Origin of the sequence: Acidovorax sp. SUPP3334 (genome assembly GCF_030159055.1) — a bacterium.
In the GTDB taxonomy this organism is placed as follows: Bacteria; Pseudomonadota; Gammaproteobacteria; order Burkholderiales; family Burkholderiaceae_C; genus Paracidovorax.
In genome coordinates this window covers 1-14,577 of record NZ_BQXQ01000029.1, presented here as the reverse complement: position 1 = coordinate 14,577, position 14,577 = coordinate 1, and the positions used below count along the sequence as shown (strand labels likewise).

Genomic DNA, 14,577 nt, shown 5'->3' with positions numbered 1-14,577 from the left:
GGCGGCGATGGAAAAGACACGCTGCATGGAATGCCCCTTGCATAGGAACCCCGCAGCACCGGCGCGAAGCCCCCGCTTCAGGCGACCTGCCCGGTGTTGCGCACGTTCCCGGTGCACATGGCGGCATCGCGGGCAAAGGTCGGGTACAGCGCGGGCACAACGCGGGTACGGAGCGGGCCGAAGTGGGGCCTTCCGGCACCGCAGCGGTCCTGCCGCCGCCCCTGCAGCGATCCTGGTTTGTTTTCCTTGGTTTGATGGATAAGGACTGACGAATGGCACAACTCTCCCGCATCTCACTGCGCCCCCGCCTCGGGGCAGTGGCCCTCTTCGCGCTGGCCGCATGCGCCAGCCTGCCGGTGCTGGCCCAGCAGGCCCCCATCAAGGTGGGCATCGCGCTGGACATCTCCGGCCCGTTCGCCGGCCTGGGCGCCGAGGCACGGGACGGCTTCGCGCTGGCCATCAAGCAGCTGGACGGCAAGCTGGGCGGCCAGCCCGCGCAGTTCTTGCAGACCGACATGGGCGGCAACCCCGAGCAGGCCAAGCAACTGGTGGACCGCTTCGTCCAGCGCGAGAAGATCGACCTGTTCACCGGCCCGATTCCGTCCAACGTGGCGCTGGCCGTCGCGCCCACGCTGTTCGCGGCCAAGGTGCCTTACCTGTCGAACAACGCAGGCCCGAGCCAGCTGGCGGGCGCCCAGTGCAACGCCTATTTCTTCGGCACCGCCTACCAAAACGACCAGTACCACGAAGCCGCCGGCCAGTTCGCGGCCGATCGCGGCTTCAAGCGCATGGTGCTGATCGCGCCCAACTACCCGGCCGGCAAGGACGGCTTGAACGGCTTCAAGCGCAAGTACAAGGGCGCGGTGGCGGACGAGATGTACACCAAGCTCGGCCAGATCGACTACGCGACCGAGCTGGCGCAACTGCGTGCCACCAAGCCGGAGGCCGTGTACTTCTTCCTGCCCGGGGCCATGGGCATCAACTTCATCAAGCAGTTCGTGGGCGCGGGGCTGTCCAAGGACATCACGCTGGTGACCAGCGGCTTCTCGGCCGACGAAGACGTGATCGGCGCCGTGGGCGATCCGATGCTGGGCATGTTCAACACCTCGCACTGGGCGCATGACCTGGACAATCCGGCCAACAAGGCTTTCGTGGCTGCGTTCCGCAAGGAATACGGCGGGCGCTATCCGTCCATCTACGCCGCGCAGGCCTTCGACGTGATCATCGCCATGGACTCGGCCGTGAAGGCCGTGGGCGGCAAGGTGGCCGACCGCGAGGCACTGATCAAGGCGCTGGCCAAGGCGCAGTTCCCGTCGGTGCGCGGCAGCTTCCGCTACGCCAACAACCACTACCCGGTGCAGAACTTCTACCTGCGCACCATCGGCAAGAACGCCGAGGGCCGCATCACCAACAAGACCATCAAGACGGTGCTGGAGAACTACGGCGACTCGTTCGCCGACCAGTGCAAGCTGAAATAGCCGGGTCTTTCCGAATCGCCGCACGCCCCGCGAGCCGGACGCGACCCCGACGCGACCCGGAGACTTCGCCAGTGGCTGAGGCGCCGCTTTCAAGAAAACGGCCGCCCCCGCCCCCCACCTGCCGGCCAGGACTGCCCGTTGCCCCAAGCGCTGCTTTCAAAGGCTGCGCGGGGGCGTGCCGCCATGAAATTTCCCCGATGACATCGACCACCTTCCCGCGCACTGCCGCCACGCCATGAACTGGATTCTCGTCTTCGAACAGTTGCTCAACGGTGCGGGCTACGGGCTCATGCTCTTTCTGATCGCAGCGGGCCTCACCCTGGTCTTCGGGATCATGGACGTGATGAATCTCTCGCACGGCTCGCTCTTCATGGTGGGCGCCTACGTGGCGGCCACGGTGCATGTGCAGAGCGGCTCGTTCGCCATCGCGGTGCTGGCGGCCATCGCGGTCACGGTGCTGGTGGCCGCGCTGCTGGAGGCCACGCTGATGCGCCGCCTCTACGGGCGCGACCACCTGGCCCAGGTGCTGGCCACCTTCGGCGTGATCCTCGTGGCGGACGATGCCGTGAAGATGCTGTGGGGTCCGTCGCCCGTGATGGCGCCTACGCCGGGCTGGCTCTCGGGGCCGGTGGAACTGTTCGCCGGCCTGCCCTACCCCTCCTACCGGCTGGTGGTGCTGGGCGCGGGCGTGCTCGTGGCCGTGCTGCTGTACCTGCTGGTCAACCACAGCCGCGTGGGCATGCTGGTGCGGGCCGGCGCCTCGGACCGCTGGATGGCCGAGCTGATGGGCGTGCGCGTCAAGCGGGTGTTCTTCGGCGTGTTCGTGCTGGGCGCCGCACTGGCGGCGCTGGCCGGCGCGCTGATGGGCCCGCTGGTGGCCGTGCAGGTGGGCATGGGCGAGGCCATCCTGATTCCGGCGCTGGTGGTGATCGTGATCGGGGGCATCGGATCGGTGCGCGGCGCCTTCGTGGCGGCGCTGCTGGTCGGGCTGGTGGACACCATCGGCCGCGCCTTCCTGCCCATGCTGCTGCGCGCCACGCTGCCGCCCGCCGTGGCAGCCGACCTGGGCCCGCTGTTCGCCGAAGTGGCCATGTACGCCCTGATGGCCGCGTGCTTGAGCTTTCGCCCCGCGGGGCTGTTTTCTGCCAAGGCCTGAGCGACATGTCTGCCCTCTCGACTTCTTCTGCCCTGCCGGCGCGCCCTTCGGCACCGCGCTGGCGCGGTGCGCTGCTGCCGCTGGTCCTCCTGGTGGCGCTGGCGCTGTTTCCGCTCGCGGCGTCGGCCATGGGGCTCGACTTCTACATCGGCTTCGTGCGCCGGGTGCTGGTGGTGGCGCTGGCGGCCGCCAGCCTGAACTTCATCATGGGGTTCGGCGGCATGGTGGCGCTGGGCCATGCGGGCTTCGTGGGCGTCGGCGCCTATGCGGTGGTGGTGCTGACCGATGCGGGCGCCACATCGGCCTGGTTCGTGTGGGGCGCGGCGATGGTGCTGGCCGCACTGGCTGCGGCGCTGATCGGGGCGATCTCGCTGCGCACCAAGGGCGTGTACTTCATCATGATCACGCTGGCGTTTGCGCAGATGCTGTACTTCGTCTTCGTCTCGCTGCGCAGCTACGGCGGCGACGACGGCTACGGCCTGCCCATGCGGCCGGTGCTGGGCTTGGGGCTGGACACGATGCACGAGCCCACGCTGTACTGGGTGGTGCTGGCCCTGGTCGCGCTGGTGCTGTGGTGGCTCGACCGGGCCACGGCCTCGCGCTTCGGCATGGCGCTGGCCGGCATTCGCGACAACGAAACCCGCATGCGGGCCCTGGGCTATCCGGTGTATCTGCTGCAGCTCACGGCCTTCACGCTGGCCGGCGCCGTGGCGGGCCTGGCGGGCGCGCTGCTGGCCACCGGCAACAGTTTCGTGAGCCCATCGACCATGCATTGGACGCAGTCGGCGACGCTGATCGTGATGGTGGTGATCGGCGGCCTGGGCCGGCGCTGGGGCGGGCCGCTGGGCGCGGCCGTCTGGCTCACGCTGGAAGAAGTGCTCAAGCTCAACACCGACCACTGGCACATGCCGCTGGGCATCTTGCTGATCGCCACCGCACTCTACGCACCCAAGGGCCTCGCCGCGCTGGCCGACCTGCGCGCAAGGAGTTCGCGATGAGCCTCTTTCAAGTGGATGGCCTGGTCAAGCGCTTCGGCGGTCTGCTCGCCACCGACCATGTGAGCCTGACGGTGGCGCACGGCGAGGTGCACGCCCTCATCGGCCCCAACGGCGCGGGCAAGACCACGCTGGTCAACCAGATCTCGGGGCTGCTGGCACCCGACGCTGGGCGCGTGCTGCTGGATGGCGCCGACATCACCGCCCTGCCCATGCACCGCCGCGTGGGCGCGGGCCTGTCGCGCTGCTTCCAGGTGACGCGCATCTTTCCCCGCCAGACCGTGCGCGACAACCTGCTGCTGGCGGTGCAGGCGCACAGCGGATCGAGCTTTCGGTTCCTGCAGCCGAGGTCGCACGCCCGGAGCCTTTACGAGGGCGCGGACCGGCTGGCCGAGCGCGTGGGGCTGCAGCACGGCATGGACGCCATCGCCGGCGCGCTGCCGCACGGCGCACAGCGCACGCTCGACGTGGCCCTGGCGCTGGCCTCTGCCCCGAAACTGCTGCTGCTCGACGAACCCATGGCGGGCATGGGGCCCGACGAGTCGCTGCAGATGGTGCAACTCATCGAAACCCTGCGCCAGGACATGGCCGTGCTGCTGATCGAGCACGACATGGAGGCCGTGTTCCGCCTGGCCGACCGCATCTCGGTGCTGGTGTATGGCCGCGTGCTCACCGCCGGAACGCCCGACGAGATCCGCAACCACCCCGAAGTGCAGGCGGTGTACCTGGGCACCGAAACCATCGGCAACGACGCGCTGGAGACCGCCGCATGAACTCGCCCGAAACCGTCCGCGAAGAAGCGCCCCTGCTGAGCTGCCAGGCCGTGGAGGCCGGCTACGGCGTGAGCCAGGTGCTGTTCGGCATCCACCTCGACATCGCCGCGGGCGAGGTGGTGTCGCTGCTGGGGCGCAACGGCATGGGAAAGAGCACCACCATCAAGACACTGGTCGGCGCCCTGCGCCCCACGGCGGGCAGCATCCGCTTTGCGGGCCAGGCCATCGGCGCGATGAAAAGCGATGCCATCGCCCGCCTGGGCCTGGCGATCGTGCCCGAGGGGCGCCACGTGTTCCCCAATCTCAGCGTGCGCGAGCACCTGCTGGCCTTCGCCGACCGCCGCAACGGCCTGGGCGACCCCTGGGATCTGCAACGCATCTACGGCGTGTTTCCACGCTTGAAGGAGCGCGAGCACCACCTGGGCAACCAGCTATCGGGCGGCGAACAGCAAATGCTGGCCATCGGCCGCGCCCTGTCCACCAACCCGCGCCTGCTCATCCTGGACGAAGCCACCGAAGGCCTGGCGCCGGTGATCCGCGAAGAGATCTGGCGCTGCCTGGCCGCCCTCAAGGCCGCCGGACAAACCATTCTGGTGGTGGACAAATACGTGCACCGCCTCGTGGACCTGGCCGACCGCCACGTGATCCTGGAGCGCGGGCGCGTGGTGTGGCAAGGGGATTCGGCCGCGCTGAACGCGGACCGGAGTCTCTGGGCGCGGTACCTGACCGTGTAGGCTGGCGGAAAAACCGCTCGCACCGCTGGTGCGGGCACGCCTTCTTTCATGACGCCGCTCCAGATCGCTCTCTCACTGTTCCCGACCACCAACAGGCCGACCATCCGCCATGCCACGGCCGTGGTCGCCATCGCCGCAGGTCTGCTGCCAGGCACCTGCCCCGGCAAAGACCTCGACCTGGCGCACGCCGCCTCAACCCGGCCTGGCGTGGCCGCAAGGGATTCCGGCAGCGTCGGTCCAACGCCGCCGGCATTTCTCTACGTGGTGTATTGCAGTGGAACGGTGGACAAGCTCGATCTGGCCCAGCCAGCCAAGGTCGCCTCGTTTCAGCTCAGCGATCGCAGCGGCACACCGGCCGCCGTGGCGGCTGCGCCGTCGCCGGGCGCCCGGCCCGACAGTTGCCTGGCACGGCCGGTCCCCGCGGCCCGCGCGGCGGGCAGCCCGGGCCAGCACGCCGTGCAAGTGGTGGCATCGGCCCAGTTCTATCGCGGCAATGACGACGGAAAGAAGGCGTATCGCCTGCTGACCTTCTCGCTGCCCGACTGGGCGCTGCAACAACAGGCGGACCTGGGAAGGTTCGACGTCCTCAATGGCGCACCGCCACGCATGGTTCCCGGCCCACGCACCGGCCAATGGGTGCCACGAGCGCCCGAGGCAGAGCCTGACGCCACGGCAGAAATAGCGGGATATGCGGGCGGCCAAGGGATTGCCTTTGCACGACCCACGCAATGGTCTGGCAATGTGTCCCTGGTCGAATTCGCTGCCGCGGACAAGCCCCAAGCTCAGCCTCGGGCCGGCGCAGGCTTTGCCGATCGCGCAACGCGGCGCTTTGTTCGGCTGGCGGCAGTTGCAGACGCGGTCAACGGGCCCTTGCGCCTGGCGCCGGGAGGGCTGTTTGCCATGCGCGAGGTACAGCGCCCTGATCAAGCAACCGCCTTGCCCGACAAGGCATCTGCTGCAGAGGCCGCTCTCCCACGAGGCACCGGCGAGCTGCGCATCTACCGCACAGCCGATGGACAACCGGTGGCCACCGTGGTGGATGCGCGCGTTGCCGGCCCCTGGCACTGCATTGCCATCACCCCGACCGGCTGGGCCGTTTACACCGACCGCAAGGGTGCCTACCGCTTCGTGGCGCTGGGCCGCACGTTCGGCAACGAACCCGTGGAAGATTCCGAAACCGACGATCTGGATGGCACCCGGCCAGGGCTGGTGTACAGCGCGCATTGAAGACGCTGACACCCCTACCCGTGTCGCCACGGGGGCCATGGTGCTTCCCTAAAATGCACAGGCCGCCACGGCGGCCCACGCCACGCCATCGCCCATCCATTCATCCATCCATGACGCCCTTGCCTTTCGCCATCCGCACCGAATGCCCGCCGGGCGCGTGCGTGTGCGATCGGGATGCGCTGCTGCAGGCACCGAGCGGCGATCTGCGGGTGCTGCGCCTCACCCGCGATGAAGAAAAGCGGCTCATCGAGCGGCTGGAAAACCTGGGCAGCCTGGCCGATTTGCGCCGCATGCAGGCCCGGCTGGACGAGCAACTGGGCATTCGCCTGAGCATCACCACCAGCCCCAACGAAGTGCGCAGCCTGCGCGGCATCGCGATCCTGGTCCTGGAGCAACGCGGGCTGTGCCGCAAGACGCGGCAGGCGATTCCCGCCGCGATCAAGAAGAGCATGGACCGGCACCCGGACATTGCCTACGAATTGCTCAATGAAGGCGGGCTGTTTTCAGGGGATTGAAAGACCCATCGATTCGACCCATGCAAGACCAAGACGATCTTTTCGGCGATCTGCCTGCGCCGCCCGAGCCCCCCACAGCGCCTGCAGAGCCCGCTGCAACAGATGCGGCTCGGCCGAAGGGGGCCGCCCAGCCTGCGAAGGCGCCCGCCGTGCGCCGCAGCGGTACCGTGCACCCGGCGCAGTGGGACGAAGAACTGCGCCAACTCGCGGCGCGGCTGCCGCCCCGCCTGCGCATGGGCACGTCGTCCTGGACGTATCCCGGCTGGAAGGGTCTGCTGTGGGAGGGCGAGCATTCCGAGCAGGTACTCTCCAAGAACGGATTGCCGGTCTATGCCCAGCACCCGCTCATGCGCACGGTCAGCATCGACCGCAGCTTCTACCGGCCGCTCACCGTGAGCCAGTACGAGCGCTATGCGGCGCAGGTGCCGGACGATTTTCGCTTCGTGGTGAAGGCGCCCAGCCTGGTGACCGATGCGCTGGTGCGCGGCGAAGACGGGCGCGGGCGGCAGGCCAACCCGGCGTTTCTGGATGCTGCGCTCGCCACGCAGGAATTCGTGGCGCCAGCGCTCGAAGGGCTGGGCCGCAAGGTGGGCGCACTGGTGTTTCAGTTGAGCCCGTTGCCCCTGGCGCAGCTGGACCGCTTGCCGCAGGTGCTGGATCGTCTGCGCACCCTGCTGCTGGCGCAGCCGCCGCTCGCGCCCACGGCACCGGACGGCGTGCTGGCCGTGGAAGTGCGCGACCCCGAGTGGCTGTCGCCCGAGTTCATGCCCCGCTTCGCCGAAGTCTTGCGCGAGGCCGGCGCCACGTATTGCGTGGGGTTGCAAGCCAAGATGCCTTCGCTGCAGGAACAACTGCATGTGCTGCGCCGGCTGTGGCCCGGCCCGCTGGTGTGCCGGTGGAACCTGAACCCCGTGCACGGCGCTTACGGCTACGAAGACGCAGAAACGCTTTATTCCCCCTACGACCGGATCGTGCATCCGGCACCGGAAGTGCACGAGCTGCTGGCGCGCACCATCGCCGGCATCACCGGGGCAGGACAGAACGCCTTCATCACCGTGAGCAACCATGCCGAAGGCTGCGCGCCGCTGACCTTGCACACCCTCGCGGAGCAGGTGGCACCCCGACCGGAGTTGCCGCCAGCCACCCCCGAGCCCCACGGCCCCTGAAAGCCTTCCTGGAAACGATTGCTATTATTTTAATAGCAACATGCCGTGGTATTGATTGTGCTGGAGGCCTGAAACACCCATAGTGCTTTCAGGGATGCGCCCGTGGCGCCTGCCGCAACCGCATCACGCTGCACACGGCCGCCACGGCGGCACAGCCGGCCGCCACCGTCAGCGCGACGGCCTCGCCCCGCCCGTCGTGCAGGCCCCAGACGGCGAAGATGCCCGCCAGCACCACCGCGCCGAGCGTCTGCCCGGTAAGGCGCGCAGTGCCCAGCATGCCGCTGGCCGCGCCTGAGCGGTGCAGCGGGGCCGAGGTCACGATGGTGTGGTTGTTGGGCGACTGAAAAAGCCCGAAGCCCGCACCGCACAGCAGCATGCGCCACGCCACGTCGAACACGCCGGGCTGCGGCGGCAGGGCGGCCAGCGCGAGCAGCCCGCACGCGAACACCGCCATGCCGATGCCACCCAGCAAGCCGTCTGCGAAACGGCCGATGAGCCGCCCTGCCAGCGGTGCGATCAGCACGATCGCAAGGGGCCAGGCGGTGATGAGCAGACCGGCCTCAAGGTGCGAGCGCCCCTGGGCCTCCAGCAGCAGAAAAGGCAGCGACAGGAAGGCCAGCATCTGCGCACAGAATGCACTCACCGAGGCGCCCATCGACAGTGCGAAGACGGGAATGCGAAGCAGGTCCACCGGAAAGAGCGGCACGGCCAGGCGCATCTGGCGCCGCAGGTACACCCACCCCACCGCCACGCCAGCCAGCAGCAACGCCCAGCCCAGGGGCGAAGCCGTTCCGGCCGCTTCTCCGCGCACGCCCAATTGCTCGCCGCCGATGAAGATGAGCGCGAACATGAGGATGTTGAGCGTGACGTCCAGCACCGTCAGGCGCGCGCCCTTGTGCGTGGTGGGCGGGTTGGACGGCAGCGCGCGCCGCCCCAGCCACAGGGTGAACAGGCCCAGCGGCAAATTCAGCGCGAAGAGCCAGGGCCAGGACGCCACCGACAGGATGCCCGCTGCCACCGAAGGCCCCGCCATCGAGGAGGTGGCGACGACCAACGAGTTGATGGCCATGCCCTGGCCGAGCTGCGCGCGCGGGTAGACCAGCCGCACCAGCGCGGCGTTCACGCTCATGATGCCGGCCGCCCCCAGGCCCTGCACGGCGCGCGCCACGATCAGCGTGGGCAGCGAGGTGGCCAGCATGGCGCCCAGGGACGACACGGCGAACAGCGCCATGCCGAGCAGGTAAACGCGCCGGTAGCCGAACCGCTCGCCCAGCGAGGCCAGCGGCAGCAGCATGACGAGCGTGGCGATCTGGTAGGCGTTGACCACCCAGATGGCCTGGGACGCACCGGCGTTCAGCTCACGCGCGATGCCGGGCAGCGCCAGGTTGACGATGCTGCCGTCCAGCACCGCCACCGTGAGCCCGAGGACGATGACCAGCATGGCCCAGGCCCGCTCGCGCGGCGGCAGGCCGTCCGGCGACGCTGGCGTGGCCGCGGCCCGCGCGGCGGCCCGGCGGGACCGGTCGCCTGCGGCGGAATCGGCGTTCAAGCCTGCGCCCCTCGCGCCCGGTGGGTGGGCAGTCCGGCCAGCGTGATCCAGGTGAGTGCCACGGCCACCAGCGCGCCCGCCGCCATGCCGATCACCATGGGCAGCGGCTCGCCGTTGGCGAACAGGCCGACGATGCCCATGGCGGCAGCCCCCGACAGCATCTGCAGCGTGCCCAGCAACGCCGAAGCGGTGCCGGCGATCGCGCCGTGCTTTTCCAGCGCCAGCACCGAAGTGGTGGGAATCACCAGTCCCATGAATGCACTGGAGACGAAATACAGCGCGATCAGCACAGGCAGCTGGTCGCCGCCCATCAGGTAATAGGCCAGCAGCGCCACCATGACCACGCCGGACGCGCTGACGGCCGCTTTCACCAGCGGCACCAGGCCGAAGCGCTCGCCCAACATGCCGGTGAACTGAGACGAGCCGATGAACGCCGCAGCGTTGAGCGAAAAGGCCAGGCTGTACTGCGTGGGTGTGAGCCCGTAATGGTTGATGAGCACAAACGGAGAACCCGCCAGATAGACGAAGAACCCCGACATGGCACAGCCGCCGATGAAGACGAGGCCCAGGTAGTGGCGGTCCCGCAGCAGCAGGCCATAGGCGCGAACGGCACTGCCCACGCTGCTTTCGACCCGGTCGGCGGCGGGGCGCGTCTCACGCAGCGCGCCGTAGACCAGCGCCAGCCCCGCGATGGCCGCGACGGCGACGGCCCAGAAAACGCCGCGCCAGCCCGTCAGCGCGATGACCCCGCTGCCCGCCAGCGGCGCAAGAATGGGCGACACGCTGAACACCAGCATCAACAGCGACATCAGCCGTGCGGCATCGGTGCCGGTGTGCAGGTCGCGCACCACCGCACGCGGGATGGCCATGCCGGCCGCCGCCCCCAGGCCCTGCAGAAAGCGCAGGGCCACCAGCATCTCGATCTCGGTCGCCAGCGCGCAGCCCACGCTGGCCACGGTGAAGAGCAGCAGCCCGAAGTACAGCGGTGGCTTGCGCCCTACCATGTCGGAGACCGGTCCGTAGAGCAACTGCCCGGCCCCCAGCGAGAGAAAGAACGCCGTCAGGCTCCATTGCACCGCGCCGACCGGGGCGCCCAGGCTGCGCCCGATGTCGGGCAGCGCTGGCAGGTACATGTCGATGGCAAAAGGGCCGATGGCCGAGAGAAGGCCCAGAACGAGGGCGATGCGAAGGAAAGCGGAAGGAAACATGGGCCCGATTGTCGCCAAGGTCGGCATCCGCCGCTCGCGGGCGCTACAAGCCCGGACAGGCCCGGTTTGCGCCGCCGATGCCCGCGATCGCTTACTTGAGGTAGGAGCGCAGAGCCGATGCCACGGTCGCCACGTCACGCTCGCGTTGCGGCGCGGGAGTGTCGGGATCGCCCAGGTGCTGAAGGATGTGGCCTTCCAGCACCTGCGCCATCAGGCCGTTCACGGCACCGCGAACGGCTGCGATCTGCTGAAGCACCGCCGTACAGTCGGCGTCTTGTTCCAGCGCCCTCTCCAGGGCCGCAGCTTGGCCCTGGATGCGGCGCACGCGGGCGAGAAGTTTCTTTTTTCCATGGATGGTATGGGCCATGGCGGGCATTGTATGAAGCGGCTTTCAATATACTGGGGGCCAGTATTCAAAAGGTGCAGACCATGATCGAAACCCACCACCCCGACGTCTCGCTCGCTGCAGGCTGGCAGCATCCCCACGTCTTCAGCCAAGGCAATCCGATGGCAGAGCGCAACACGCGGTGGGCGGTGGTGTTGACTGCCGCCATGATGGTGGCGGAGATCGCTGGGGGCTGGGCTTTCGGGTCGATGGCGTTGCTGGCGGACGGCTGACACATGAGTTCGCACGCCCTGGCACTGGGTCTTTCCGCGGTGGCATATGCCGCTGCCCGGCGCCATGCCAACGATGGCCGTTTCGCATTCGGCACCTGGAAGATCGAAGTGCTGGGGGGCTATACCAGCGCCATTCTTTTGCTGCTCGTGGCAGGCCTCATGGTGCTCCAGTCGTTGCAAAGGCTGGTGGCACCAACGCCCATTCACTACGAGCAAGCGATTTTCACGGCCGCGCTGGGCTTGGTGGTCAACCTGGCCTGCGCCTGGTTGCTGCGCGGCGGGCATGCGCACCATGCCCACGACGAACCCCACGGGCATCACGAACCCCACGGGCATCACGGGCATGATGCCCGCGTCGGCCACAGCCATGGCCATGCTCACGGCGCAGCGCCAGCAGACCTCAACCTGCGATCCGCCTACCTGCACGTGGTGGCCGACGCGGCAACCTCTGTGCTCGCCATCGCAGCGCTTGGCGGTGGGCTGCTGTGGGGTGCCGACTGGCTCGACCCCGCCGTGGGCCTGCTCGGCGCAGCGCTGGTGGCCCGCTGGGCCTGGGGATTGCTGAGAGACACCGGCAAAGTGCTGCTCGATGCCGAAATGGATGCGCCTGTGGTGGCCGAAATCCGACAGGCCATTGCCGCGAGCCCCATACCAGCTACGGTGTGCGACCTTCACGTCTGGCGCGTAGGCACAGGCGTGTATGCCTGCATCGTCTCGCTGTCTACGACCCACGCGTCCGTGGCGCCCGACTTCTTCAAACACCTGCTGAGCGTGCATGAGGAACTGGTGCACATCTCCATCGAAGTGAATCGGTACGAAGGCTCGCCCCTGCCCTTATGACGCATTCGCGCGCTGTGATGCGCGTATCCAGCGCTACAGGTATTTGAGCCAGGCGATGTCGCGCCGCCGCGCCTTGAAGGCCCCGAAGGCCTTTACCGCCGGGTAGAGCGCTGCGGCCAGCACCACCGTGCACAGCCAGATGCCCCACATGGCGTCGAAACCGAAATACCGCCCCTGGTTGGGGCCCCACGACGCCAGAGCGCCCAGGTACAGCGCCTTGAGCACATAGAGGTGCAGCAGGTAAAAGAACATGGGCGCCGCGCCGAACACCGCCAGCACCCGAAGACCGGTGCCGGCCGGCAATCGCTCGAACGCGCGCAGCACCAGCAGGCCGATGCCCAGAGTCAGCGCGATGAACAGCAGCGATGGAGGGTACTTGGTCACGTTGAAGAACGACATGGCCGTGACCAAAGCAGTCTCTGCATGCACCCAGGGTCGGTCGCCGTACACGTTCCAGGCTCGCACCACGGCGAAGCCTGCCAGCAGGCCTGCGCCCCAGACAAGCAGGCGGCGCTGCCGGCCATGCGCATCGGCCGAGGCCAGAAACCACGGGCCTGCGGCGTAGCCCAGTGCGATCACGCCGATCCACGGCAGCAGCGGGTATGAGGTCCGCAGGCGCAGCGATTCGCCCAGCTCGATCCAGCCACGGTCGTGGAGCACCGCCCAGGGAATGTGCAGCGCATGGCCAACGGGAAAATGCAGGCCGTCCAGCAGGTTGTGCCCCGCCACGAGCACCACGCCCAGCGCGATCAGCGCTTTTCGCGGCAGCCACAGCAGCCCCGCCAAGGCCAGCATGCTCAACCCGATCACCCAGATGACCTGCAAATACACCACCTTGGGTGGCCATTGGAAGGTCCAGGCGAAGTTCACCAGCGTGAGTTCCAGTACGACCAGAAACAGCCCGCGCTGCAGCAGGAACACCGAGGCCGAAGCCCGGCCGCCGCCCTGCCGTGCGCCATACAGGCAGGCGGACAGGCCCGTCAGAAAGACGAACACCGGCGCGCAGACATGGGCCAGCAAGCGGCTGGCGAACAGTTCGGGCGAGGTGGTGGCCACGGCCATGGGGTCGCCGACCTGGTAATGCAGGAAGAACGTTTCCCGCACATGGTCCAGCAGCATGAACAGGATCACGAGCCCGCGCAGCGCGTCGATGGATTGCAGCCGGGCAGATACAGGGCTGGCGGGCGGAAGGGGCAGCGTTGGGGCAGATGGCATTGCAGGGGCAGGTGCGCGGAATGGCGAGTGCCAATGGTCGGCTCGCTCGGTCGGGTTAAAGGTGAAGGCGGGCGAAAAGCCGCGATTGTGCCCGCTGGCGCTCTACCCGTCTGGGCACTTTGCCCCTGCTGCCGGCCCGGCATGACCAGTCAACATGGTGCTACGTACTGAGGGCTATCACGCCCCGCCAATTCCGACAGTGACTCGACCTGTCCCCTCGCAGTTACTACAAGGAACGGTGCCGTTTCTCCCCGTGCCGCCGCAAGCCGGACAAAGGTTTTCGCCGGCACCCGGTGTCCCGGGCGCTGCTTCGTCTCCAGGCGCCAACGGTGGCAAAGCGCCCGTAGCCCCATGACTTCCTGCAGGCTGATCGGAACTGCCTGGCAATGGATGCCCGGCATCGAGCGAAGCGCCCGGATCTTCTTCTCCCACAGCGGACCGCGAAAAAGACACGCCATCGTCACTGTTGGCCAAGGTAGGTGAGGTGGGCGACTGGGAGGCCATCGTTTCGCTCCTTGTTTGCAGTTTTCGGGACAGTGGAGAGGTGCCAATGAGTCTGCGAAAACCCTTTCGCTCCCCTGCTGCATCGAATTGGCAAACGGCATGCCCGAGCCATGCGGCGCTCGCGCAAAGCAAAAAGCCTTCGCAAGAAGAACTTGCGAAGGCTTCGATATGGCGGAGTGGACGACGGGGCGAGGAAGGTGCGCGATTGGCCGCTTTGGTTCGCCACGTAGTAGCCGAGAAAACTAGCGAATCGCTAGCGTTCGCGAACGTCCCAACTGCGCCGTGCTTTGGTGTGAGTCGCATATTGAATTGCACTATACCCATGGCACGCAAATACTCAGCTTTAACCAATGCGGTCGTGCGCGACGCTACCGCCAAACATCCGAAGGCCCCCACGCTTTACAGCGACGGTGGCGGCCTTTACCTACAGATCACTCCCACCGGCGTGAAATCGTGGATATTCAGGTACAGCCTAGTGTCCCGTCCCGTTATTTTCTGGCATTAATCGTGCATGCCATTGAGGTATCTTGGAACCGGAGATACCGCGATGAGAATGGGCAGACCGAAGGTCGAGTTGGCGCTCTCTGACGAGGAGCGAT

Annotated in this window: 13 protein-coding genes and 1 pseudogene; 10 read left to right on the top strand and 4 right to left on the bottom strand. The window is 67.6% G+C overall.

Annotated elements, in window-relative coordinates:
* Positions 1–272: 272 nt before the first annotated feature.
* From AVHM3334_RS16205 to AVHM3334_RS16170, 8 genes are all read left to right on the top strand, one after another.
* Complete coding sequence (locus AVHM3334_RS16205; RefSeq protein ID WP_284413948.1) at positions 273–1,478, top strand: ABC transporter substrate-binding protein; 1,206 nt, start codon at positions 273–275, stop codon at positions 1,476–1,478.
* Between the two features lie 235 nt (positions 1,479–1,713).
* Positions 1,714–2,634 (top strand): branched-chain amino acid ABC transporter permease, encoded by a 921-nt coding sequence (locus tag AVHM3334_RS16200; protein WP_284413946.1) that lies wholly within the window; start codon positions 1,714–1,716, stop codon positions 2,632–2,634.
* Between the two features lie 5 nt (positions 2,635–2,639).
* Positions 2,640–3,632 (top strand): branched-chain amino acid ABC transporter permease, encoded by a 993-nt coding sequence (locus AVHM3334_RS16195; RefSeq protein WP_284413944.1) that lies wholly within the window; start codon positions 2,640–2,642, stop codon positions 3,630–3,632.
* Positions 3,629–4,402 carry an ABC transporter ATP-binding protein gene (locus AVHM3334_RS16190; protein WP_284413942.1) on the top strand — a complete coding sequence of 258 codons (774 nt, stop codon included), beginning with the start codon at positions 3,629–3,631 and terminating at the stop codon, positions 4,400–4,402. The genes AVHM3334_RS16195 and AVHM3334_RS16190 overlap by 4 nt, the downstream gene beginning before the upstream one ends.
* Positions 4,399–5,136, top strand: coding sequence for an ABC transporter ATP-binding protein (locus AVHM3334_RS16185; RefSeq protein ID WP_284413940.1), 738 nt, complete (start codon positions 4,399–4,401; stop codon positions 5,134–5,136). The genes AVHM3334_RS16190 and AVHM3334_RS16185 overlap by 4 nt, the downstream gene beginning before the upstream one ends.
* 48 nt (positions 5,137–5,184) lie before the next feature.
* Positions 5,185–6,363, top strand: coding sequence for a hypothetical protein (locus tag AVHM3334_RS16180; RefSeq protein ID WP_284413938.1), 1,179 nt, complete (start codon positions 5,185–5,187; stop codon positions 6,361–6,363).
* Between the two features lie 110 nt (positions 6,364–6,473).
* Positions 6,474–6,878: a hypothetical protein gene (locus AVHM3334_RS16175; RefSeq protein WP_284413936.1), complete on the top strand. Its 405-nt coding sequence runs from the start codon at positions 6,474–6,476 to the stop codon at positions 6,876–6,878.
* Between the two features lie 20 nt (positions 6,879–6,898).
* Positions 6,899–8,044, top strand: a complete 1,146-nt coding sequence (locus tag AVHM3334_RS16170) for a DUF72 domain-containing protein (protein ID WP_284413934.1) — start codon at positions 6,899–6,901, stop codon at positions 8,042–8,044.
* Between the two features lie 88 nt (positions 8,045–8,132).
* Here the strand turns inward: AVHM3334_RS16170 and AVHM3334_RS16165 are convergent, their stop codons facing one another.
* The 3 genes from AVHM3334_RS16165 to AVHM3334_RS16155 form a co-directional block, all read right to left on the bottom strand.
* Entirely contained in the window at positions 8,133–9,485 is a 1,353-nt protein-coding gene (locus AVHM3334_RS16165) for an MFS transporter (RefSeq protein ID WP_284414037.1), read from the bottom strand.
* Positions 9,486–9,589: 104 nt separating this feature from the next.
* Positions 9,590–10,801, bottom strand: a complete 1,212-nt coding sequence (locus AVHM3334_RS16160; RefSeq protein WP_284413932.1) for a multidrug effflux MFS transporter — start codon at positions 10,799–10,801, stop codon at positions 9,590–9,592.
* Positions 10,802–10,892: 91 nt separating this feature from the next.
* Positions 10,893–11,168, bottom strand: a complete 276-nt coding sequence (locus AVHM3334_RS16155) for a metal/formaldehyde-sensitive transcriptional repressor (protein WP_284413930.1) — start codon at positions 11,166–11,168, stop codon at positions 10,893–10,895.
* A 62-nt stretch (positions 11,169–11,230) separates the two neighbouring features.
* On the opposite strand from AVHM3334_RS16155, the pseudogene dmeF reads away from it, so the two are divergent.
* Positions 11,231–12,259, top strand: a pseudogene (gene dmeF / locus AVHM3334_RS16150) (CDF family Co(II)/Ni(II) efflux transporter DmeF).
* A 33-nt stretch (positions 12,260–12,292) separates the two neighbouring features.
* Here dmeF and AVHM3334_RS16145 read toward each other — a convergent pair.
* Positions 12,293–13,474 (bottom strand): acetyltransferase domain-containing protein, encoded by a 1,182-nt coding sequence (locus AVHM3334_RS16145; protein ID WP_284413928.1) that lies wholly within the window; start codon positions 13,472–13,474, stop codon positions 12,293–12,295.
* A 550-nt stretch (positions 13,475–14,024) separates the two neighbouring features.
* Here AVHM3334_RS16145 and AVHM3334_RS23925 point away from each other — a divergent pair.
* Positions 14,025–14,483: an Arm DNA-binding domain-containing protein gene (locus AVHM3334_RS23925; RefSeq protein WP_349816626.1), complete on the top strand. Its 459-nt coding sequence runs from the start codon at positions 14,025–14,027 to the stop codon at positions 14,481–14,483.
* Positions 14,484–14,577 lie beyond the last annotated feature (94 nt).

Bases quoted from the DNA above. Each gene is read 5' to 3' on its own strand.
- AVHM3334_RS16145 (WP_284413928.1), bottom strand. From the start codon at position 13,474: ATGCCATCTGCCCCAACGCTGCCCCTTCCGCCCGCCAGCCCTGTATCT.
- AVHM3334_RS16170 (WP_284413934.1), top strand. From the start codon at position 6,899: ATGCAAGACCAAGACGATCTTTTCGGCGATCTGCCTGCGCCGCCCGAG.
- AVHM3334_RS16185 (WP_284413940.1), top strand. From the start codon at position 4,399: ATGAACTCGCCCGAAACCGTCCGCGAAGAAGCGCCCCTGCTGAGCTGC.
- AVHM3334_RS16195 (WP_284413944.1), top strand. From the start codon at position 2,640: ATGTCTGCCCTCTCGACTTCTTCTGCCCTGCCGGCGCGCCCTTCGGCA.
- AVHM3334_RS16180 (WP_284413938.1), top strand. From the start codon at position 5,185: ATGACGCCGCTCCAGATCGCTCTCTCACTGTTCCCGACCACCAACAGG.
- AVHM3334_RS16175 (WP_284413936.1), top strand. From the start codon at position 6,474: ATGACGCCCTTGCCTTTCGCCATCCGCACCGAATGCCCGCCGGGCGCG.
- AVHM3334_RS23925 (WP_349816626.1), top strand. From the start codon at position 14,025: ATGAGTCTGCGAAAACCCTTTCGCTCCCCTGCTGCATCGAATTGGCAA.
- AVHM3334_RS16165 (WP_284414037.1), bottom strand. From the start codon at position 9,485: ATGCTGGTCATCGTCCTCGGGCTCACGGTGGCGGTGCTGGACGGCAGC.
- AVHM3334_RS16200 (WP_284413946.1), top strand. From the start codon at position 1,714: ATGAACTGGATTCTCGTCTTCGAACAGTTGCTCAACGGTGCGGGCTAC.
- AVHM3334_RS16160 (WP_284413932.1), bottom strand. From the start codon at position 10,801: ATGTTTCCTTCCGCTTTCCTTCGCATCGCCCTCGTTCTGGGCCTTCTC.
- AVHM3334_RS16155 (WP_284413930.1), bottom strand. From the start codon at position 11,168: ATGGCCCATACCATCCATGGAAAAAAGAAACTTCTCGCCCGCGTGCGC.
- AVHM3334_RS16205 (WP_284413948.1), top strand. From the start codon at position 273: ATGGCACAACTCTCCCGCATCTCACTGCGCCCCCGCCTCGGGGCAGTG.
- AVHM3334_RS16190 (WP_284413942.1), top strand. From the start codon at position 3,629: ATGAGCCTCTTTCAAGTGGATGGCCTGGTCAAGCGCTTCGGCGGTCTG.